The sequence below is a fragment of the Acrocarpospora pleiomorpha genome (genome assembly GCF_009687885.1).
GTDB lineage: Bacteria > Actinomycetota > Actinomycetes > Streptosporangiales > Streptosporangiaceae > Acrocarpospora > Acrocarpospora pleiomorpha.
This window is the reverse complement of record NZ_BLAF01000010.1, coordinates 14,988-35,785: the sequence shown is the minus strand read 5'-3', so window position 1 is coordinate 35,785 and position 20,798 is coordinate 14,988. Positions and strand designations below refer to the sequence as shown.

The 20,798-nt window shown below is 71.4% G+C and carries 16 protein-coding genes and 1 pseudogene; 6 read left to right on the top strand and 11 right to left on the bottom strand.

Annotation, left to right across the window (positions count from 1 at the left end; all coding sequences use genetic code 11):
- Positions 1 to 42: 42 nt before the first annotated feature.
- The gene (locus Aple_RS09730; protein WP_170321375.1) at positions 43 to 1,206 is read right to left on the bottom strand and encodes an FAD-dependent oxidoreductase; all 1,164 of its coding nucleotides are present in this window, start codon (positions 1,204 to 1,206) and stop codon (positions 43 to 45) included.
- A 55-nt stretch (positions 1,207 to 1,261) separates the two neighbouring features.
- On the opposite strand from Aple_RS09730, the gene Aple_RS09725 reads away from it, so the two are divergent.
- Both Aple_RS09725 and Aple_RS09720 read left to right on the top strand, forming a co-directional pair.
- Positions 1,262 to 1,846, top strand: a complete 585-nt coding sequence (locus Aple_RS09725; protein WP_155344186.1) for a TetR/AcrR family transcriptional regulator — start codon at positions 1,262 to 1,264, stop codon at positions 1,844 to 1,846.
- A gap of 51 nt (positions 1,847 to 1,897) precedes the next feature.
- Positions 1,898 to 2,407: a hypothetical protein gene (locus Aple_RS09720; RefSeq protein ID WP_155344185.1), complete on the top strand. Its 510-nt coding sequence runs from the start codon at positions 1,898 to 1,900 to the stop codon at positions 2,405 to 2,407.
- Between the two features lie 70 nt (positions 2,408 to 2,477).
- Here Aple_RS09720 and Aple_RS09715 read toward each other — a convergent pair whose 3' ends face one another.
- From Aple_RS09715 to Aple_RS09700, 4 genes are all read right to left on the bottom strand, one after another.
- On the bottom strand, positions 2,478 to 2,945 hold the full coding sequence (locus Aple_RS09715; RefSeq protein ID WP_155344184.1) for a (2Fe-2S)-binding protein: 468 nt from the start codon (positions 2,943 to 2,945) through the stop codon (positions 2,478 to 2,480).
- The gene (locus Aple_RS09710; protein ID WP_155344183.1) at positions 2,942 to 3,814 is read right to left on the bottom strand and encodes an FAD binding domain-containing protein; all 873 of its coding nucleotides are present in this window, start codon (positions 3,812 to 3,814) and stop codon (positions 2,942 to 2,944) included. The genes Aple_RS09715 and Aple_RS09710 overlap by 4 nt, the downstream gene beginning before the upstream one ends.
- Positions 3,811 to 6,066 (bottom strand): xanthine dehydrogenase family protein molybdopterin-binding subunit, encoded by a 2,256-nt coding sequence (locus tag Aple_RS09705; protein WP_155344182.1) that lies wholly within the window; start codon positions 6,064 to 6,066, stop codon positions 3,811 to 3,813. The genes Aple_RS09710 and Aple_RS09705 overlap by 4 nt, the downstream gene beginning before the upstream one ends.
- 123 nt (positions 6,067 to 6,189) lie before the next feature.
- The gene (locus Aple_RS09700) at positions 6,190 to 7,476 is read right to left on the bottom strand and encodes an MFS transporter (protein WP_218038212.1); all 1,287 of its coding nucleotides are present in this window, start codon (positions 7,474 to 7,476) and stop codon (positions 6,190 to 6,192) included.
- 174 nt (positions 7,477 to 7,650) lie between these two features.
- Between Aple_RS09700 and Aple_RS09695 the strand changes: the two genes are divergently transcribed.
- The 3 genes from Aple_RS09695 (at position 7,651) to Aple_RS09685 (ending at position 11,292) form a co-directional block, all read left to right on the top strand.
- Complete coding sequence (locus Aple_RS09695; protein WP_155344181.1) at positions 7,651 to 8,322, top strand: FadR/GntR family transcriptional regulator; 672 nt, start codon at positions 7,651 to 7,653, stop codon at positions 8,320 to 8,322.
- 16 nt (positions 8,323 to 8,338) lie between these two features.
- Positions 8,339 to 8,839 carry an ATP-binding cassette domain-containing protein gene (locus tag Aple_RS09690; protein WP_155344180.1) on the top strand — a complete coding sequence of 167 codons (501 nt, stop codon included), beginning with the start codon at positions 8,339 to 8,341 and terminating at the stop codon, positions 8,837 to 8,839.
- Between the two features lie 98 nt (positions 8,840 to 8,937).
- Positions 8,938 to 11,292 carry an alpha/beta hydrolase gene (locus tag Aple_RS09685; protein ID WP_155344179.1) on the top strand — a complete coding sequence of 785 codons (2,355 nt, stop codon included), beginning with the start codon at positions 8,938 to 8,940 and terminating at the stop codon, positions 11,290 to 11,292.
- An 18-nt stretch (positions 11,293 to 11,310) separates the two neighbouring features.
- Here Aple_RS09685 and Aple_RS09680 read toward each other — a convergent pair whose 3' ends face one another.
- Positions 11,311 to 13,683 carry an ATP-binding protein gene (locus Aple_RS09680; RefSeq protein WP_155344178.1) on the bottom strand — a complete coding sequence of 791 codons (2,373 nt, stop codon included), beginning with the start codon at positions 13,681 to 13,683 and terminating at the stop codon, positions 11,311 to 11,313.
- A gap of 176 nt (positions 13,684 to 13,859) precedes the next feature.
- Between Aple_RS09680 and Aple_RS09675 the strand changes: the two genes are divergently transcribed.
- Positions 13,860 to 14,699 carry a phosphotransferase family protein gene (locus tag Aple_RS09675; RefSeq protein WP_218038211.1) on the top strand — a complete coding sequence of 280 codons (840 nt, stop codon included), beginning with the start codon at positions 13,860 to 13,862 and terminating at the stop codon, positions 14,697 to 14,699.
- 30 nt (positions 14,700 to 14,729) lie between these two features.
- On the opposite strand, the gene Aple_RS09670 is transcribed toward Aple_RS09675, so the two are convergent.
- The 5 genes and pseudogenes from Aple_RS09670 to Aple_RS09650 all read right to left on the bottom strand — a co-directional run bounded on the left by Aple_RS09670 (position 14,730) and on the right by Aple_RS09650 (position 20,736).
- Positions 14,730 to 15,377, bottom strand: a complete 648-nt coding sequence (locus Aple_RS09670) for a TetR/AcrR family transcriptional regulator (protein ID WP_155344176.1) — start codon at positions 15,375 to 15,377, stop codon at positions 14,730 to 14,732.
- Positions 15,378 to 15,430: 53 nt separating this feature from the next.
- Positions 15,431 to 16,960, bottom strand: coding sequence for an MFS transporter (locus Aple_RS09665; RefSeq protein ID WP_155344175.1), 1,530 nt, complete (start codon positions 16,958 to 16,960; stop codon positions 15,431 to 15,433).
- Positions 16,961 to 17,144: 184 nt separating this feature from the next.
- Positions 17,145 to 19,183, bottom strand: a pseudogene (gene fusA, locus Aple_RS09660) (elongation factor G).
- A gap of 302 nt (positions 19,184 to 19,485) precedes the next feature.
- Entirely contained in the window at positions 19,486 to 19,941 is a 456-nt protein-coding gene (locus Aple_RS09655) for a hypothetical protein (protein WP_155344174.1), read from the bottom strand.
- A 36-nt stretch (positions 19,942 to 19,977) separates the two neighbouring features.
- On the bottom strand, positions 19,978 to 20,736 hold the full coding sequence (locus tag Aple_RS09650) for a LacI family DNA-binding transcriptional regulator (protein WP_155344173.1): 759 nt from the start codon (positions 20,734 to 20,736) through the stop codon (positions 19,978 to 19,980).
- Positions 20,737 to 20,798: the final 62 nt, after the last annotated feature.

Here is a 20,798-nt window from a genome sequence, read left to right as displayed (position 1 = left end):
AAGGGCTCCGGCGAGGCATGGCCGTATCCCAGCAGCCGCCGCCTAGGCGTGCCAGATGGCGGCGAGTCGCCGGGTGGCGAGCCGGGGCGGTATCGCGCGCAGCAGGGCGTCGCGTAGCCATGCCGCGGCGCCGGTCTGCGACGTCAGTCGCGATTGCCGGGAGGACGCCAGCATCAGGCGGTTGGCGCGGGGCCGGCGTTCCGCGTCGTAATGGAGGAGTCGCTGGATGGCATCGGCCGGTTCGGCGTCGGTCAGGTGCTGGGTGACCGCGGCCGCGTCCTCGAAGGCCTGGCTGGCGCCCTGGCCGAGATCGGGGGTCATGGCGTGCGCGGCGTCGCCGAGGAGCGCGACCCTGCCGACCGCGAACGAAGGGAGCGGTACGGCCAGGCAGGCGATCGGATCGACGTAGATGCCGGCGGGCGGAGTGGCCTCGATCACCGCCGGGACGGCCGGGTGCCAGTCGGCCATCAGGGACAACATCTGCCGGCGCGCCTCCTCCGGCCCTGGCGGTGCCGCGCGTAGCGGGGAGTCGGTGAACCAGTACAGACCCTTCTCGCCGACGGGGAACAGGCCGAACATCGCCCCGCTGCGGCGGTCGATCATGATGCTGGCCAGCAGGCCGGTCACGTCCAGGCCCGGTGGATCGGGCAGCAGGCCGCGCAGGTCCATCCGGCCGATCCGCCGCAACCCGGGATGGCCGGGGAAAAGCTGACCGCGCAGCCCGCTGCCGATCCCGTCGGCCACGATCACGGCGTCCGCCCTCGTGAGGGAATGGCCGTCGCTGATCACCGTCACCCCGGTTGGGTCGGGCTCCAGGCGCTCGATCGGCGTCCCGGTTCGTACGAGCCCGGCGGGCAGTGGAGCGCGGATCGCCCGGTGCAGCTCCGCCCGGTGCAGCTCCGCCCGGTCGACGACGACCGTCGCCCCGACCTCCCGCTGCGCCTGGACCGCGTCGGTGACCAGCAGCGCCCGCCCCCGCCAGTCCCGCAATCCCCCGCTGACGGCAGGCGTGGCCTGCCCCCGAACGTAGTCGGCCAGCCCCAGCGCGGCCAACGCCCGGACCCCATTGGGCATGACCACGACCCCGGTGCCCGCCTCCCGAAGCTCGGCGCCCCGTTCGCAGAGCATCACCTCGTGACCCGAACGATGCAGCCCCACCGCGGCCGCCACTCCACCCAGACCGGCACCGACCACTACAACTCTCACGAGAGCTCCAATCACTACGATCGTACTAGTACGAATATTGGCATAGCATAGCCGCGTGCCGCCGACCAACCAAGCCCGCCGCCGGGCCTTGACCGATGCCGCCATCGCACTCCTGGCAACGGCAGGAGTGCATGGATTGACCCACCTCGCGGTGGAGAAGGAAGCCGGACTCCCGCGGGGCACGGCCTCGAACTACTTCCGCAGCCGGGAAGCGCTACTGGTGGCCGCCGCGGAGCGCATCGTCGAGCTGCATCATGCCGACATGGACCAGGCCGCCGAGCAACACAAAACAACCGAGAGCGTGCAATTCGTCGATCTACTGACGGAATCGCTGCTCGCCGCGGCCACCACGTGGCGTAACCGCTATCTGGCGATCTTCGAACTCCAACTGGAGGCGGTGCGACGACCGGTGCTGGCCTCAGCCCTCGCAGGCCTGCAGGACACATCGACGCAATTCACCGCCGGACACCACGACCAGCTTGGCCTCGCCATCCCGCGCGAGAGCATTCCCGCCCTGATCACCCTCTACGGCGGCGCGCTGTTCACCCTGGTCACCGCTCCGCCCGCGAGCGTCACCAGAAACGTCGTCCAGGCCGTCGTGCACGCCATCGTGTACGGCGCTGCCGCACCGGAGCACTGACGGTCCACTGAGCCGGCCGGTTTGTCGGTGGCGGGCTCTACGCTCGCCGCCATGAACCCCTATGCGGAGACCGTCCAGGTGGAAGTGGACGTCGAGGACTGCAGCACTGTCTTCCTGATCGACGGGGACGGCGACGAGGCGGGCGAGGTGGAGCAGTCCGTCGCGCTCGTCCAGGTGCGGCAGGCCGTGGCCGAACTGTCGATCATTTACCAGGGCGCCGACGGCCTCCCCTTCACGGTGACCGTCGCCGACCACGACCCGGGCGCCGACCTCGACGGGTACGAGGAGATCGTGGAGATCGACTTCATGTCACCAACCGGCGAGGTCCTCCTGATCGGATGGCGCATGGACTGGGACGACGCGGCGGTGCGCCGCCTTCCCCCGCTACCCGCCGGTCCGGGCGTTCACCGGCTGCGCTACCACATCTGGAGCACGCTCATGGAGCGGCCGGATTTCGACGGCAACCACCACTACCTGCAGATCTGGCCCGCACAGCCGTCCGCGCCCATCGTCGTCAAGCCGGGCGCATGGACCGCTCACTGGAACGACGCCGTCACCTGAGGCCCGTGGCCGGGTGCGACGCCGCCCTGGAGCTCCAGACCGGCGTACGAAGGCCGGGGGCATGATGCGACTATTTGATGTATTCAGCTCGCATGATCGCGCGCCGGATGGGTTCGTAGCCGGTGCAGCGGCAGATGTTGGACTCGACGAGGGCGCGGACCCGATCTGGATCCTCGGCGATCGTGGGGTCGGACTCCAGGGCGCCCGCCGCGACCATCAGGAAGCCCGGTGTGCAGAAACCGCACTGCAGGGCGTGCTCGGCGGAGAAGGCCCGCTGCAGCGGATGGGGTTCGCCGACGGGTCCGCGCAGACCTTCGACGGTACGCACCGACCTGCTGTCGCATTGCACCGCGAGCATGAGGCACGAGCGGACGGCCCTGCCGTCCACCAGGACCGTGCAGGCCCCGCAGACGCCGTGCTCGCAGCCCAGGTGCGTGCCCGTCAGCCGGCAGTCCTCGCGCAGCACGTCGGCCAGGACGCGCCGCGGCTCGACCTCCAGCGGGTAGATGTCGCCGTTGACCGTGAGCGTAATCTTCATTGCCGGGCTCCTTCCGCCGCTTGCCGCAGCGTCCTGCCGACCAACACCGCGACCGCGTGCCGCCGGTACTCCACATCGGCGTACGGCTCGGCCAGCGGAGCGGCGTCCTCATCCGCCGCGACGCGGCCCGCGCGGGCGAACGAGTCACCGCCGACATCGGCTCCGACGAGCACCTGTTCGGCCGCGCGCGCCCGCACCGGCCGATCGGCGCAGTTGGCCAGCCCGATCCGCGCCTCGACGATCACCCCGTCGTGTACGGTCAGCGCGGCGGCCACTCCCACCTGGGCAAAGCTGAAATGTGTACGCCGGTGTTCGATGAAACCCACCCCAGTGCCCTCGCCGAGCAGCGGAAGCCGTACCGAGACGAGAAGCTCGCCAGGTCGGCGCGCGGTCGTGAACGGACCGCGGAACCAGTCATGGGCCGGGACCTCGCGGGCGCCCTCGGGACCCCGCAAACTGATCACGGCGTCCAGGGCGGCGGCGATGGCGCACCACTCTGATGCGGGGTGGGCCCAGGCCAGGCTGCCCACCATGGTGCCGAGGGCGCGGATCGGCGGATGCGCGATGTTCGGGGCGGCGAGCGAGAGCAGCGTGCCGAGCGGTCCCGGCACGGCCCGCGGCGAGTCGAAGACCTCGTGGCGGACCAGCGCGCCGACCTCGACCATGCCGTCGTCCACGCCCACCCGGTCAAGTCCGGCGATCCGGTTGATGTCGACCAGCAGGTCGGGGCGCAGGCGTTGCAGGCGCATCTCCAGCAGGAGGCTCTGCCCACCGGCCAGCACCCTGACGTCGCGCCCGGTGTCGGCGAGGGCGGCCAGCGCCTCCGGCACCGTCCGGGGCACTACGTACTCGAAACCGGCGGGCTTCACAGCCGGGCCGCCCGCCAGACCACGTCGGGAGTGAGCGGCATCCGCAGCAGGCCGGGGTCGGCGAGCCGCAGCGCGTCGGCCACGGCGTTGACGATCGCCGCCGGGGTGCCGATGCATCCCGACTCCCCCGCCCCCTTGGCGCCCAGCGGCGTCCCCGGGCTCGGCGTGCACGTGTCCTTGACCGTGATCGGCGGGATCTCGGCGGCGGTCGGCACCAGATAGTCCAGCAGCCCGTTGGCCAGCCGCGGCAAACCGTCGTCGTCGAACGGGATGCCCTCGTACAGCGCCTGCCCGATGCCCTGGACGGCCGACCCGAACGCCTGCCCCTTGACGATCATCGGGTTGAGCACGACCCCGCAGTCGTCCACCGCTACCAGTCGCAGCACGCGCACCGTGCCCAGCTCCGGGTCGACCTCGGCCACCGCGGCATGGGCGCCGAACGGGAACCCCATGTCCGACTCGAACCTGTCCTCCACCCGCAGCGGCCCTGTGGCCTTCACCAGTTCGCCCAGACCCATGGCCGCCCCGCCGCGCGCGGGCGACACCGCTCCCCCGGACCAGGCCACCTCCGCCACGGGCAGCCCCCACAGCCCGGCCGCGCGGGCCCGGGCCTCCTGGACGAGCAGGTCGCACGCCTGCCGCAGCGCCGCACCGCCCACCTGCGCCGACCGGCTGGCGAAGGAGCCGACACCGCCGGGCAGCTCGTCCGTGTCCCCTTCCACCAGTTTCACCCGTACCTGATCCACCCCGAGCGCCTCGGCGACCAGCGCCGAGAAGGTCGTCTCGTGGCCCTGGCCGCTGGAAGCCGACCCGCACCGGGCGATGATCGTGCCGTCCTCCCGCGCCTCGACACCCGCGAACTCGTGCAGCCCGCCCGGCTCGCCGCCGGACCGTTCCACGTAACAGGACAGCCCGATGCCCAGCGGCAGCGCCGATGGGTCGCCGCGGCGCCGGGCCTGCTCGGCCCGCCAGCCCGCATAGCCAAGGGTCTCCAGCGCCAGGTCGAGCGCCGCGCCGTAGTCGCCGCTGTCGTACACCCGCCCGGTGGGCGTACGGTACGGAAAGCTCTCAGGCGGGAGGAAATTACGCCGCCGCAGCTCCGCCGGGTCGATGCGCAGGCGCAGGGCCAGGGCGTCCATCGACCGCTCCAGCGCGATCGTCGCCTCCGGCCGGCCCGCCCCCCGATACGGGTAGGTCACCATCGTGTTGGTGAGCACCGAGCGGACGGTGGCGTACACCCGCGGCGTGCGGTACGGCCCCGTCGCCATCCGGGCGGTCTGCATCGGCAGGCCCACCCCCAGGTGCGGGTAGGCGCCCACGTCGGCGTCGATGGTCAGCTCGTACGCGAGCAGCCGCCCGTCGGCGTCGGCGGCGAGGCGGACCCGCTGGTCCTGGCCGCGCCCCCGGGTGGCGGTCAGCATCGACTCCATGCGGTCCTCGATCCACCGCACCGGCCGTCCGAGAATCACCGCCAGGAGGACCACCACCACGTACTCGGGGAAGATCGCGCTCTTGGACCCGAACGCGCCCCCCGTGTCCGGCGCCACGACCCGGATCCGGTCGACCGGCCATCCCAGCAGGGCGGCCAGTTCCCCGCGCAGCCGGTGAGGCGCCTGATGCCCCGACCACACCGTCAGCCGGTCCCCGCCGGGCACGGCGAGGATGGTCCGGCACTCCATCGGCGTGGGCATCAGCAGTTGCTGCCGGTACTCGGCCTCCACCACCGCCGCCGCTCGCCGCCACACCGCCTCCTCGATCGGCTCCCCCGCCGCGCCCTGGAACGCCACATTGCTCAGCCCGTCGAACAGTTGCACCAAGTCATCCGCGGCGGCCCGCGGCGTCACCACGGCGGGCAGCGGGTCGACCTGGAACGCGACCTCGGCCGCCCCGTCCTCCGCCCGGTAGCGGTCCTCCCCGACGACCACCGCGACGGCCTCGCCCGGATACCGCACCCGCTCCTCGACCAGCGCCGGCCACTCCCGTCCCGCCACCGCCTCCTCCGCCGACAACCCGGCGGACCGCGTGTACGGCACCCGCAGGCCGGCGGGCCCCGGGAAATCCGCGGCGGACCAGGCCCCCACCACACCCGCCACCCGGCGGGCTTCGGAGCAGTCCAGCGCGCTCAGCACGCCGTGCGCGACCCCGCTGCGCACGAACACGGCGTCCAGGCACCCCGGCACCACCAAATCGGCGACATACCGTCCGCTACCGGTCAGCAGCCGCTCGTCTTCGCGCCTGGTCCACTGCCGCATGTGACCACACTATTTGGCCGAATCCATAGAGAGTCCCTTGGTTTTACGCGGGGACGTCATGCTGCTGACCTGCCAAGACATGAGCGCCTCAGGCCGCGGCAAGGGGAGCTTCAGGCGCCGCCGTCAGACCGGCCGCTCCGGATGGCGTTGCCGTACGGGCGTGGCGAGGGCGATGACGGCGAGCAGCAGGCAGCCGGCGCCGGCGAAGACGAACACCGGGGTGCTGCCGAAGCGGGCGGCGCCCCAGGTGAGCGCGGCGGCGCCGACCGGGCCCAGCGCGAAGTGGATGGTCCAGAACGCCGAGGTGACCCGGCCGAGCAGGTGGTCGGGGGTCACCTGCTGGCGCAGGGACATCGAGCAGATGCCCGCCACGCTCACGCACGCCAGGTAGCAGGCCATGATGGCGGCCACGCCCCACACCGAACCGGCGAACCCGATTCCGACGATGGCCAGTCCGGCGATGGCGTGCGCGCCGATCCACGCGGGGCCGAAGCCCAGTTTCCGGCGTACGCGTGCGACCACGAGGGCGCCGAGCATGGTGCCGACCGCGCCCACGCCAAGGACCACGCCGACGACACTGTCCGGCTGTTCCAGGTCGTGCTTGAGGCGATAAATCACGATGTCGGTGAGGCCGAGCGTCATGAAGATGAACACCGACAGCAGGATGGTCAGGACCCGCAGCACAGGCTGCCGCCATAGGAACACGGCGCCGGCCACGAGTTCGCGCCACGGCCGGTCGCGTTCCGCCGCCGGGGCGGGCGCGTGCCTGGACAGCCGGATCAGGGAGATCCCGATCGCCGACACGGCGAAGCTGACCGCGTTGATCGCGATCGCCGCGGTCAGCCCGACCCAGCCCGCCACCGCTCCGGCCAGCATCGGGCCGAGGATGCCCGCCGCCGCGGCGGTCGAGTAGAGCTTGCCGTTGGCCTCGGTGACCTTCTCGTCCCCGACCAGGCCGCGTACGGCGGTCACATACGCCACCTGGAAGACCATGCCAACCGCCGAGGCCAGCGGGAGCACCACGTACAGCAGCCAGATCCGGGGACCGGCCAGCCAGGCCAGCGGGATCACCGCGTACAGGACGAACCGCACGAGGTCGCAGACGATGAGCAGGGTACGCCGGTCGAACCGGTCCACCAGGACGCCCGCGAACACCCCGGCCGTGACCGAGGCCACGCCGGACACGCCGGTCAGCAAGCCCATCTGGGCGACAGATCCGGTCGCGTGCAGGATCAGCAAGGGAACCGCGATGAGGGCGAACGAGTCGCCCGCCACGGAGAGCGTCTGCGCGGCCCAGAAGACACCGAAGCCAGGCTCGCGCCGCAGCGGACCGACCGACTCCGAGGCCGCTATCGTTCTCCCCCTCCACCACGACCAGCGACGGCTGCGCCAGCTTTGTGCCCCGGCCACGAACCGGGACAGGCGCTAATTTAGCGCGAGTTAGTACCGTGACAACGTCCTCCTTGGCGCTGTTTCACCGGCCCGCCAAGACATGAGGATCCGAGGCTGCGGTAAGGTAGCACAACTCCTCAGACAAGCTGAAGAGCTCGGGCGACTTCTGCCTGATAAACACGGAGGCGGCGGATGTCCTCACCCGTGCAGCGGCACCCACTGGCGGCGCAGACCGCGGATGTTCTGCTGGCGCGCATCCGTTCCGGCGAGTGGCCCCTGGGGCACCGGCTTCCCGGTGAGACCACGCTCTCGGCGCAGCTGGGAGTAGGGCGGTCGACGCTGCGTGAGGCCATCCGGGAACTCGCCGGCAAGGGCGTGCTCGACTCCCGGCAGGGGGCGGGTGTCTTCGTCACGGCGGTCGATGTCACCGAAGACTGGGACGCGATCCTCAGGCGCGCCTCGGTGGTCTCCGTTCTCGAGGCCAGGATCGCCATCGAGGCGGAGGCCGCGGCGCTGGCGGCCGAGCGCCGTACGCCCGCCGACCTGCGGGCGATCAGGCGCGCGCTCGCGGGGCGCGCGGGGACCGGGCGAAATGTCGAGGAGCATGTCGACGCGGACATGGCCTTCCACCGCGTCGTGATCGTCGCGGCCCACAATGACGTGCTCGTCGAGATATTCGACACCTTCGTGCCCAGGGTCCGCCGAGCGATGACCGACATGCTCAAGATACGCCCGCTCGCCTCGCCGGAAGCCGACCACGCCGCGCACGCGGACCTGGTGACGGCGATCTCCGCTCGCGACTCCCGGGCGGCGAGCGAGTTCAGCCGGTCCCACCTGACGGCCCTGAAACGGGCGTTCGCGTGAGCGGCGCGGCGACGGGATCACCGGCACCATCGAAACACCACTCCGCTGGGAGCCCCGGCCCGACGAGCTGGACCGAGTCGACGCCCTTCTCGGCACCCTCGGCCTCCTCCGCATGGCCGGCGAACGCTGGCCCACCCTGTCGCAGGGTGAGCGCGGCCGGACTCTCATCGCCCGCGCCCTGGCCTGCGCCCCTCGCCTCCTGCTGCTGGACGAGCCGGCCACCGGACTGGACGTCGCCGCCCGCGAACACCTCCTCGAAACCATCGACCTCCTCGGCGAGACCCACCCGGACGTCACGTCGGTCCTGGTGACCCATCACCTTGAAGAGCTACCCCGCACGACCACCCACGCCGCGCTGCTGGCAGGAGGTCGCCTGATCGCGGCCGGGCCCGCTGGAACGGTCATCACGACCGAGAACGTCTCCACCGCCTTCGACCATCCGATCGAAGTGCGCCGCCAGGACGGGCGCTGGACCGCACGCGCCCGCCGTGCCCCGGCCACGAACCGCGGGTTTTAACGCGGCTGCAACGCGAGTTAATGCAGTGACAAAATAGGAACGTTCTACTTAGTGCGTTTCGTGAGCTTTATGTGGCTTGCGTGCACGAAAGGAACGTTATGAGGCTTTCTAGGGCTGCGCTGTGGCGTGGTCTGGCCGCCGTAATGGTCGCGGTGGTGGCGGGGGCCGTGTCGCTCCCCCTTCCCGCGGCCGCGGACACCTGGTCGGTAGTGCCCGTCGACGGCGGATATCAGGTGACGTTACGCCTGGATGAACCGTTACCGGTGCGGGACGCCGCGCCGGAACTGGCGGTCAACGGGCAGTCGCTCGGCTACGCGACCGAGAGCGACGAGGGCCGGACGCTCACCCTGCTGACCTCCGACCCGCGGGCGGGCGAGGCCAGGAGCGTCCAGGTCGCCTGGAACGGCGCCGTCGAATCCAGGGCCACCGCCAAGGCGGTCTACATCCCGCCGGCCGACCCGCAACCGTCGACGATCGCCACCGATCCGGGCGTGCCCGGGCCGTACGAGGTCGAGGAGAGCACCTACGACCTGGGCGACACCGCGATCAGCCTGGCGGGGCTCGGTGACCGGCTGGGCGAGCTGCGCGCCGAGGTCTACCTGCCGAAGGGCGCGACCGGGCGCCGCCCGCTGGTGATCTTCCTGCACGGCAGGCACTCGGCCTGCTACGACGCGATCACCCGGCGGACCAGCAACAACGCCTGGCCGTGCCCGGCCGGGCAGCAGCCGATCGAGAGCTTCAAGGGCTACCAGGGCCCGGCCGACGCGCTGGCCAGCCACGGCTACGCGGTCGTGTCGGTGAGCGCAAACGCCGTCAACGCCTTCGACGCCAACTTCTCCGAGGACCGGGGCGCGCTGGCCCGCAGCGAGGTCGTCATGCGCCACCTCGACCTGCTCGACGCCGCCGAGAAGGGCAAGGGCGACCCCCGGCTGGTGTCGTTGTTCAGGGGCCGGATCGACCTGGACAACGTCGGCCTGATGGGACACTCGCGCGGCGGCGAGGGCGTCGCCAAGGCCGTGCTCGTGAACTCCGGCCGGGCCAAGCCGTACGGCATCCGCGCGGTGCTGCCGCTCGCGCCGACCGACTTCGCCCGCGCCTCCCTGCCGGGCATCCCGACCGCGACGATCCTGCCGTACTGCGACGGCGACGTCTCCAACCAGCAGGGCCAGCACTTCTACGACGACTCGCTGTACGCAGTCCCCCACGACACCGCGTTCCGGTCGGCGCTGATGGTGATGGGCACCGACCACAACTTCTTCAACACCGAGTGGACGCCCGGCGTGGCGACCGCGCCGGCCTCCGACGACTGGTCGAACAACAACGACCCGGTCTGCGGCAACCGGGCCGAGTCCCGGCTGAGCGCGACCGAGCAGTACGCCGTCGGCACCGCCCTCATCGCCGGGTTCTTCCGGCTGGTCCAGGGCCAGGAGACCGCGCTGCTGCCGCTGTTCGACGGCAGTGGCAAGACCGTCGCCTCCACCGGCCGCGCCATCGTGCACACCGTCGCCCAGACTCCGGCCGCCAGCCGGATCGACGTGGCGACCTTCGCCGGGTCCTCCCCGGCCCTGGTGTCGGGCGCGGCCACCGGCACGCTGTGCGCGAGCATGCTCGACCGGTCGCCGCAGAGCGGGCTGCCGTCCTGCGCGACCAGGCTGACCACCTCGCAGGCGCCGTCCTGGACGCCCGCGACCTACCTGCCGAACGCCGTCGCCACCTCGGTGCTGCGGTTCGCCTGGCAGGACACGTCCGGAAAGCTGACCGTGCCCCTCGCGTCGCGGAACGTCTCCAGGGCGGAACTGCTCACCTTCCGGGTCGCCCGGGACGAGAACGTCGCGGCGTCCGCCCCGCTCGACATGACCATCACGCTCGTCGACGGGCGCGACCGCAGCGTCACCGTGCCGGTGTCGTCGCTCAGCCCAGCGCTGACCGCGCTGCCCGGCGTCACCTCGCCGCTGCCGAAGACCTGGCTGCGGACCGTGCGCATGCCGCTGGCCGGCCTCAGCGGCATCGACAAGAAGGACATCAAGGAGGTGACCCTCGCCGGGGCATCCGACACCGGCGGCGTCTACCTGGCGGACCTGTCCTTCACCCGGTTCCGGATCGGCGAGGAGAGCATCGCCGACCTGCCGCAGGTGTCGGTCGGCGACCTGACCGTCCTGGAAGGGAACGGTCCCGGCGAGGCGCGGATCCCGGTGACCCTGTCCCGGCCGTCGGACGCTCCGGTGACGGTGACCGTCCAGGCGCTCGCCACCGGGACCGGCCCGGTCATCACGCAGGTCGCGGCCACCGTGACGATCCCGGCCGGGCAGACCGGCGGCGTCTTCACCGTGCCGCTGGCCGGCAACACGGTCAAGGCGACCGCCGCCCAGTCCTACCAGGTGATCGCGGGCGTCTCGGCGAACGCGACCATCGGGGACGGCTTCGCCCGTCTGGTCGTCACCGACGACGACTGAGTTCCGCGATCCGGTCTCTCAGGGTGGGGATCCGCCCACCCTGAGAGATTCGGGTGCCAGTTCAGGCCTGCTGTCCCGAGCCTTTGGGGGCCTGCTGGGGAGGCGGAGGACGAAACGGGCGCCGTGCGGGGGCGCCTCTTCGACGTGGAGGGTGCCGTTGTGGGCGTGGGCGATGTCCCTGGAGATGGCCAGGCCGAGGCCGGAGCCGCCGTGGCTGCGGCTGCGGGCGGTGTCCAGGCGAGCGAAGCGCTGGAAGATGTGCTCGCGTTCGGCTTCCGGCACCCCTGGACCGTCGTCGGTGACGGTGAGTTGGGCCAGGTCGCCGGCCCGGTGGACGGCCACGGTGACGCCGGTGGTGGCGTGGCGGTGGGCGTTGTCGAGCAGGTTGTGCAGCAGGCGGACGATCTGGATGGGTACGGCGTCGACCATCACGCCGTCCCGCAGGTCGAGCAGGGTGGGGTTGCCGTCGCCGGTACGGCGGGCGGTTTCGGCTTCGGCCAGCCCGGACAGGTCGATGTGCTCCAGCGCGCTGGGCGGCATGACCCCGATCTTGGCCAGCAGGAGCAGGTCGGTGACGAGGGCCTGCAGCCGGTCCACATCGCCCAGCGCGTGGTCGAGCAGCTCGGTCAGGTCGGTCTCGCCGGGATGGAGCTGGGCTTCCTCCAGCTGGGCCCGTAGCCCGGCCAGGGGGGTGCGCAGTTCGTGGGAGGCGTCGGTGGTGAAGCGCCGCTGGCTTTCCAGCGACTGTTTCAACGACTCGGCGGCGCGTTCCAGCTCCAGCGACATCGTGTGCTCGCGGGTGTAGCGGCGGGCGTTGTCGATGCACACTGCCGCCCGGCTGACCAGTTCGGTGGCCAAGGTCACATCGTCGTCCTCGAACGCGCCGGTGTCCTGGGACCGGTAGAAGCTGACCACCCCGAGGGTGACGCCGCGGGCCCGCATCGGCACCGCGATGAGTGAGTGCACGCCCTGCCCGCACGCCCTCTGGCCGCGCTCAGGGTCCTGTGCCATCCAGCCGAACACGGTTTCCAGCGCCGGTTCGAGCACCGGCTGCCCGGTGGCCAGGCAGCGCGCGTGCGGGGTGGACGGCAGCGGGTGGATGAGCGAGCCGAGCCCGTACAGGTAGGACCCCGGCCGGGCGGTGGCCAGGGCGATGCGGGACAGCCCGGGATCCGGGGTGGACGGCTCGCGGCCGTGCAGCACCCAGTCGGGCACGTCGACGGCGGCGTAGTCGGCGAACCGCGGGACCGTGACCTCGGTGAGTTCCTCGGCGGTCCTGGTCACCTCCAGGGTGGTGCCGATCCGCGCGCCGGCCTCGCACAGCAGGCCGAGCCGTTCGCGCGCCTGCAAGGCCAGGCGCCCGATGCCCGGCTCGCTCACGGCCAGCAGCCACCCTTCCGTCGCGGCCAGGGGGGCGCAGACGGTGGGAGTGGCTGCTTTCAGCTTGGTGGCGGGTATCGGCAGGCCGGTCGGCGCCACCAGGGGATACCCGGCCCTGGGCTCGCCGGACGCCACGTGCGCGGCCGGGCCGCCGTCGATGACGGCCTCCACCGCGATGCCGCTCGCCCCGGCGGGATCGTCGACGGGACGGCTGCGCAGCGTGGCGGCCCGGCCTCCCGACAGCTGCACCATCGCCACGCCCACATGGCCGACGGAGATCAACTCCGTGGCCTTCTCCAGCAGGCGCAGCCGATCGTGCGTGGGCAGCAGGTCGACGGGGACGACACCCGCCCGATGCGTGGCGTCGAGGAACGCCCGCAGCAGCGCGCGTTCCCGTTCGGAGGTCTGTTCGAACAGGCGCCGTTCGATGCGGACGGCCGCGTCGGTGACCAGGCCGAGCATCGCCGGGTCGGCTTCCCGGTCCGGGCACGTCAGATCCAGTACGCCCAGGATGCGGCCGCTGATCGGGTCGCGGATGGGGGCGCCGGCGCAGGCGAGCAGCCGCAGGGATTCCGCGAAGTGTTCCCGCCCCCGGATGAGGATGGGACGCCGCTCGACCAGGGCGGTGCCGGTGCCGTTGGTGCCGACGATGTCCTCGGGGCACCCGCAGCCGGGCAAGGCGGGCAGGTCGTCGAGCAAGCTGAGGATGGCCGGTTCCCCGACGCGGCGCTGCAGGATCCTCGCCTGCTCGTCGAAGAGGAGGATGGCGACGTTGATACCGGCGAGCTGGGATTCGAGCTGGTCGAGCACGGGCCGGGCGGCGCTGACGAGCCTGCCGTCCATGTCAACGTCCCGGTGGTACACGTAGGGCGCGTAGTCTGGCGCGAGGCCGAGGCTCCGGCACCGCTGCCAGGACATCAGCACCCGTTCGCGGACTCCGCTCTCGACGGCCTCACCGGCGAAGAAGCAGTCACGAGCAACAGCGATGTCTCCTTCGCTGACAGTCACCATTGACCGTTTCCCCCTGAAAGTTGCCATCCATACCACTCTGCGCAACCAATACCAATGTTTCTGCATAAAACTGTTAAACGTTCTGTTGATTCAGCGGGCGGGCGACCGTTCCCGGTCGTCGTATTAGAGTCGCGGGCATGCAGAACTGGAGCCGCGATCAAGACGTACGTGACGTTGTGGGCGCGCACCTGCCCGGCTATCGGATCGCCTCGGTGGCGCTCCTCGGCGAGGGCGAGGACAACATCGCGTACGAGGTCAACGGTGAGCTGATCGTGCGCTTCGCCAAGGAGTCCGATCCGGTGGAGCGGGCCGCGCGAGTGAATGACGAGACTCGCCTTCTTACGACCGTAGCCGGGATCTCACCGCTGCCCGTCCCCGAGCCGAGTTTCACGGTCGCGGAACTAGGCTGCCTGGCCTACTTCAAACTCCCCGGCCTGCCCCTGATCGACGTGCCCGCGGCGCGACGATCCCCCAACGGCATCGCGGCCGCGCTGGGCGAACTCCTCGCCGCGCTGCATCATGTTCCAGCCGAGCGCATGACTGACCTGGTGAACGCTGATGACCAGCCGAAACAGTTATGGCTGAGCGAGGCCGCGGACACCTATTCCGTCGCCGTAGAGAGAATACCGACAGCACATCGCCCCATCGTCGAGGCCTTCCTCGACGCGCCGCCACCCGCTGACGAATACGCACAGGTGTTCTCCCACAACGACCTGGGAATCGAACACGTTCTCGTCGACCCCGCCACCCGCACGGTCACCGGCATCATCGACTGGAGCGACGCCGCGATCGTCGACCCGGCCTATGACTTCGGCCTCCTCTACCGCGATCTAGGTCCAGCAGCCTTAAGCCAGGCATTGCAGGCCTACCAAACCGACGTCGACGCGATCAGCGCTCGCGCGGTCTTCTACGCCAGATGCAGCGTCCTGGAGGACATGGCCTACGGAATCGAGACCGGACAGGAGAAGTATCTCGAAAAGAGCCTTACCGCACTGAAGTGGCTGTACCCAGCGTAGTCAGCGGTGCTCACCGCTGGCGGATGACCGTCAGCCCGCGTTGAACCGCCGGAGCGCGAAACCGTCGAGGAAGATGGACACCTTCTCGTCGAACCAGCCGCGACCATGCCAGATCTCGGCGGGAATCGCCGGTCCGATGACCCCGATCCGGCCGAGTCCGTGCCGGTAGGTCTCGCGCACGGACGGCGAGCCCGGTGCGGATCCGGCCGGGCGGTCGAGGTGGCTCATCAGGATGAACGTGCTGAGGGCGAGATCGGAGACGAAGTCGAGGAGCAGCACCGCGTCGTAGGGGGTGAAGCCGTGGCCGACGATGTGGGCGCCCAGTGACTCCAGCACGGGCACCATCGCGTCCGGTACGGTACTGGCCTTCCACGCCGCCTGGGCCAGGCCCGGATTGCGGTCGAAGGCGGCCCACAGCGCGGTGGCGTAGTCGATGACCGCGGCCCGCCAGTCGCCGTCCGGCTCCGGCCAGGACGCCTCGGCGACGATCTGGTTGATCACGGCGAGAGCCAGGTCGTCGCGGTCGGCGAAGTAGCGGTAGAGCGTGGAGTGGCTCACGCCGAGACGGCTCGCCACGGCCGGCATGGTGAACTCGGCCACACCCACGAAGCGCGCGGCGGCCACGATCTGACCGTCGTCCAGCGTCCGCCGCCGACCGGTACGCTTCCCGATTCCCACAACCGCAGCATAGGGAACACCGCGCGGCCCTCAACCGCCGCCGCTACGACGGATCAGGCGGGATCGTCCTCGTGCTGGTCAGCGCCGCGGATCAGCACCAGGCTCGCCACCGCGGCGAGAAGCCCGGCGATGCCGGCGATGGTGAGCATGGCCGACAGCCCGTTGGTGAAGCCGCGCTCGGCCGCCTGCCGGACGGGCTCGGGCAGCGTGGCGAGCTGGTCGAAGCGACCGGCCGTGACCAGCGCCCGGACCTGCTCGGCCGGGCCTTCGGCCACGGGTAGCTGGAGGTCGACCTGGTGGGCGAGGACGGCGCCGAAGACGGCCACACCCGATGCCGTACCGAGGGGGAAGAAGGTGTTCGCCGCGCCGGAGGCCATACCGGCCCGCCCCGGCGGGACGACCCCGACGGCCACGCCGAGCAGGTGGGGCGCCGCCAGCCCGGCACCGGCGCCGATCAGGGCCAGGCCCGGGGCGGCGGCGGTCCAGTCGTCACCGGGCTCGATCACGGTCATGGCGAGGGCGCCCGCGCCGGTGAGCGCCATGCCCAGCGCCATCAGCACGTTGACCGGCACCCGTCTCGTCAGGGCCCCGCTCAGCGGCGCCACGATGATCATCGTGATCGACAGGAACAGCAGCCGCACGCCGATCTGGAGCGGGCTGTGGCCCAGCATGCCGCTCAGCCACAGGATCAGGAACGGCAGCAGGCCGAAGCTGACCAGGCGCGAGGCGTAGGTGACGATGAGGGCCCCGGTGAACGAGCGGATCCGGAACAGCCGCAGGTCCAGCATGGCCGCCTCGCCGCGCCGCCACTGCACGATCCCGAACACGATCGCGAGGCCACCGGCCGCGACCAGCGACCCCACCACCGAGGTGGCCGACCAGCCCTCGACCGGGCCGGTCAGCAGCGCGTAGTTCAACGCGAACAGCACCATGGCGGCCAGCACCAGCCCGGCCAGGTCGAGACGGTGCCGGAGATCGTCGGCCTTCGACTCGGTCAGCCGCAGCCACGTTCCGAGCAGGATCGCCGCGCCGAGCGGCAGGTTGAGCAGGAAGATGTAGCGCCAGCCCCAGCCGTCCACGACAGCCCCGCCCACCAGCGGTCCGAGGGCCGCGGCCGCCGCGCCACCGGCGGCGAACAGCCCGATCGCGGTGTTGCGCGCCGGAGCCCCGGCACCGGCGTGCGCCGCGGCGATCAGCGCGAGGCCCGTGCCCATCACCAGCGCCCCGCCCACGCCCTGCACCGCGCGGGCGGCCACCAGCGCGGTGGTGTCCGGGGCCAGGGCGCAGCCCAGCGAGGCCACGGTGAACACCGCCACGCCCAGGCCGAAGATGCGCCGCCGCCCGACCCGGTCGGACAACGAGCCGACCGAGAGCAGCAACGCCGCGAACGCCAGCGTGTAGGCGTTCACGATCCACTGAAGCCCGTCAAGACCCGCGCCCAGGCCCGCCGCGATCTGCGGCAACGCGACGTTCACGATGGTGATGTCCAGCGTCATCAGCATGGCCGACAGCGCGGTGATCGCGACCGTCCAGCGCCGCCGTGCCGCCAGGACCGAACGCACCTGGTCGTCCTCTGGTGCCATCGGGTCGGCTCCTCATCCGTGCGGAGTCCGGTCGTCCCCCGGGCCGGAGCGGACTCGGTTCCACGACCATTAAAGACATACTGTCTGCTTTAGGTTAGCCTAACCTAGTCTTTACTGGAACCTCAATATCAGCAGACGTACCAGGGCGATGGCTCTCGGCCGGGTGTGGCCGGGAGCCATCGTTCTAGCGGGCTATCGAAGGCGCGGCCGGGGCGGCGGGGGCGTAGCCGGCGGGGCGGGTGGTGAAGGCGCCCCGGCCCTGGGTCCGGCTGCGTAGCCGGGTCGCGTAGCCGAACAGGCCGGCCAGGGGGACCGTGGCGGTGATCACCACGGTGCCGGCCCTGACGGTCGAGTCGGAGACGCGGCCGCGCCGGGCGGACAGGTCGCCCAGCACACGGCGTCCGCGGGGACGGTGACCAGCACCTCGGCCATCGGCTCCAGGAGGACCATCAGGCTGGCCCGCAGCGCCTCCCGCAGCGCGAGGCGGCCGGCGGTGCGGAACGCCAGCTCCGAGGAGTCCTTCGGATGGGTGGCCCCGTCGGTGAGCGTGACCCGCACGCCCGTCACCGGGTGACCGCCCAAGGGACCGTCGGCCAGCGCGTCCCGGCAGCCGGCCTCCACCGCCCCGATGTACTCCCGTGGCACCCGCCCGCCCACGACGGCCGAGTGGAACACGAAATCCGACCCCGGAGCCGGCTCCACGTCGAGGACGACGTGGGCGAACTGGCCTGCCCCTCCGTCCTGCTTGACGTGCCGGTACAGCAACCCGGACACCCCGCGGGCGACCGTCTCCCGGTAGGCCACCTTCGGCCGGCCGACGCTGACGTCCAGCCCGTGATCGCGACGGACCTTCTCCACCGCCACCTCCAGATGCAGCTCGCCCATCCCGGACAGCACCGTCTGCCCGGTCTCCCGATCGGCCAGGACCGCCAGCGAGGGATCTTCCTCGACCAGCTGGGCCAGCGCGGACCCGAACCTGTCGGCGTCGATCCTCCGGCGGGCCTCGACCGCCACGGAGACCACCCGATCGGCCACCGCGGCCGATTCGAACAGGATCGGCGCGGCGGGGTCGCACAGGCTGGCCCCGGCGGCGGCCGCCTTCAGCCCGGCCACCGCGACGATGTCCCCGGCCACCGCGACCGCCACTTCTGTGTGCCGATCGGCCCGCACCCGCAGGATCCGGCCGATCCGCTCGGTACGGCGAGCACCCACGTCGCGCACCGTGTCCCCCCGCCGGACCGTCCCCGAATACACGCGCAGATAGGTCAGCCGCCCCGAGGCGGTCGAGTTCACCTTGAAGACGAGCCCGGCGAACGGCGCCGCCGGGTCGGCGGCCCGCTCCCCCGCCTCGCCGTCCCGCGTGCCCCGCACCGGCGGCACGTCCAGCGGCGAGGGCAGGTAGGCCCCGATGGCGTCCAGCAGCGGTTCGATCCCGCGGTTGCGGTAGGCGGAACCGCACAGCACCACCACGGCCTCACCGGAACAGGTCAGGTCGCGCAGCGCGGCCGTCAGCGTCGGGGCGGAGACGGCCGACTCCGCGCAGAACTCCTCCAGCGCGAGCGGATGCCGTTCGGCCACCGCCTCGTGGAGCAGCCGGGCGCGCCGGCGCGCCTCGTCCTGGAGCGCCTCGGGCACGGGGCCCTCCTCGACCGTGTCGTCGTCCGACCAGATCAGGGATCGCATCCGCACCAGGTCCACCACTCCGGTGAACCCGGCTTCCCGGCCGATGGGCAGCTGGACCACCAGCGGGGTCGCGCGCAGTCGCGCGCGGATCGACTCGGCCACCGCGTCGACGTCGGCGCCGGGCCGGTCCAGCTTGTTGACGAAGGCGATGCGCGGCACGCCGTACCGGTCGGCCTGGCGCCACACCGATTCGGTCTGCGGTTCGACTCCGGCGACGCCGTCGAACACGACGACCGCCCCGTCGAGCACCCGCAGGGAGCGCTCCACCTCATGGGAGAAGTCGACGTGGCCCGGCGTGTCGATCAGGTTGATCTGCCGGCCGTTCCAGGCGCAGCTCACCGCCGCGGCGAAGATGGTGATCCCGCGGTCGCGCTCCTGCGGATCGAAGTCGGTGACGGTCGTGCCGTCGTGGACCTCGCCCCGTTTGTAGGTGACGCCGGTGGCGTACAGGATCCGTTCGGTGATGGTCGTCTTGCCCGCGTCGACGTGGGCGAGGATGCCGAGATTGCGAACGTCGTTAAGGTTTGTACGCATGCCCATGGGCCCTTCAAAATGATCCAGAAAAGGACAGCGCGAATCCCGGACGAAACGGGGACAGCGTCAGCCGTTCGCCGCGGACGTCCAGCGCGGGCCGCGCAGCCGGCGCCGGGACGGCGAAGACACCAGGATCACCTCATACCGTGACGAGGGAACGACGACGGCGACGCGATGACGCATGGCCGCCTCCCCTCCGTCACCAAGGCCCGCGCCGCCGGCTTCTAGGGATACCCAGGGCGGCGCTCAATTCGCGGCGAGCCTACCGAAGCGACCGTCCACGGCAAACAGGTTTTCCCGGGCCTCCGTCATCGCTCACCCGCGAGGGGCTTGGTGGCCCCGGCGATGAGGAGGGCCACCCCTTGCAGCGCGGCGACGACGAGGAGGGCGCGGAGCACTGTGACATGGTCGCCGAGCAAGCCGATCATCGGTGGTCCGGTGAAGGCGGCCAGCTTGCCGACGGTGGAGATGACGGTGACCCGGGCGGTGGCGTGGCGTGGGTCGTCGGCCCCGGCGCTCATGCCGACCGGGTAGCCGAACGCGGTCCCGACGCCCCAGAGCAGCGCCCCGGTCAGCGCGACGGGAAGGTTCGGGCCGAAGATGAACAGGAGCACCCACCCGAGCTGCGCCGGCCGCAGGTCCAGGTGGTCCCGCAGCTGCGGGATCCGGGCGACCCAGCTGGCGAGTTGGAACCCGCAGCCGGCGAAGACGACGTACGTCGCCCGGGTCGCGGCGCCCAGGCGGATCGACACGGTGGCGGGCATGGCGGCCTTTCGGTCGTGGCGGGGAGTGCGCGGGTGTCAGATGTTCGCCATGCCGTACGCGGCGGGGTCGGTGCTCCGCCGCGTGATGAGCTCGACCGGGAAGATCCGCCGCCATGACGGTGTGAGGGTGCTGTTCAGGAGTGCTTCGGTCGCGGCGGCGGCCATCTCCTCGGCCGGCAGCCGCATGGTGCTCAGCGGGGGGTTCGCGCACGTGTTGACCTCGGGCCCGTGGATCGCCGCGATCCGCCCGCGCCCGACGCGGTGCAGGTGGCTGACGGCGGTGTAGGCCCCCGCGGCGTTCTCCGCCTCCACGGCGGGCACCGAGGCGGCGGTCGCGCTGAGCGACACCACCCGCGGGCAGCGGCGTTGAAACCGCACCGCGAGCTCCGGCGGGACGTTGACCAGGACCGCGCCGACCGTCGCCTGCCGCGCGACCGTGTCGAGGAGCTCCGCCGCGCCCGCGAGGCTGCCCGCGTGGATCCGCAGATGCACGCCGCTGCCGTCGAGCGCCGCCATCATCCCGGCGATGACCCGGCTGTAGTACGGGTGGGCGCCGAGCCAGGACAGGTCCGGGTCGTACACGATCACGACGAGATCGACGACCATCCGGCGGCCGGAGGCCAGCGCCCGCGCCGCCTCGTTGGGCCGGTACCCGAGGCTGGCCGCCACCGCGGCGACCCGGGCCCGGGTGACCCCCGAGGCGCCCGGCATGTTGTTCATCACCCGCGATGCCGTGGCCCGCGACACACCTGCCTCACGTGCGACATCCTGGATCGTCGGCTTTCGGTACGGCATTCGAACTCGCAATCGTTCTTCACGGCCAAACGGTGGCCGCACCGCACACTAGACGCGAGAGC

Coding starts and splice junctions, on each gene's coding strand:
- Aple_RS09720 (WP_155344185.1), top strand. CDS start 1,898: ATGAACCCCTATGCGGAGACCGTCCAGGTGGAAGTGGACGTCGAGGAC.
- Aple_RS09715 (WP_155344184.1), bottom strand. CDS start 2,945: ATGAAGATTACGCTCACGGTCAACGGCGACATCTACCCGCTGGAGGTC.
- Aple_RS09705 (WP_155344182.1), bottom strand. CDS start 6,066: ATGCGGCAGTGGACCAGGCGCGAAGACGAGCGGCTGCTGACCGGTAGC.
- Aple_RS09695 (WP_155344181.1), top strand. CDS start 7,651: ATGTCCTCACCCGTGCAGCGGCACCCACTGGCGGCGCAGACCGCGGAT.
- Aple_RS09685 (WP_155344179.1), top strand. CDS start 8,938: ATGAGGCTTTCTAGGGCTGCGCTGTGGCGTGGTCTGGCCGCCGTAATG.
- Aple_RS09680 (WP_155344178.1), bottom strand. CDS start 13,683: ATGGTGACTGTCAGCGAAGGAGACATCGCTGTTGCTCGTGACTGCTTC.
- Aple_RS09665 (WP_155344175.1), bottom strand. CDS start 16,960: ATGGCACCAGAGGACGACCAGGTGCGTTCGGTCCTGGCGGCACGGCGG.
- Aple_RS09655 (WP_155344174.1), bottom strand. CDS start 19,941: ATGCCCGCCACCGTGTCGATCCGCCTGGGCGCCGCGACCCGGGCGACG.
- Aple_RS09650 (WP_155344173.1), bottom strand. CDS start 20,736: ATGCCGTACCGAAAGCCGACGATCCAGGATGTCGCACGTGAGGCAGGT.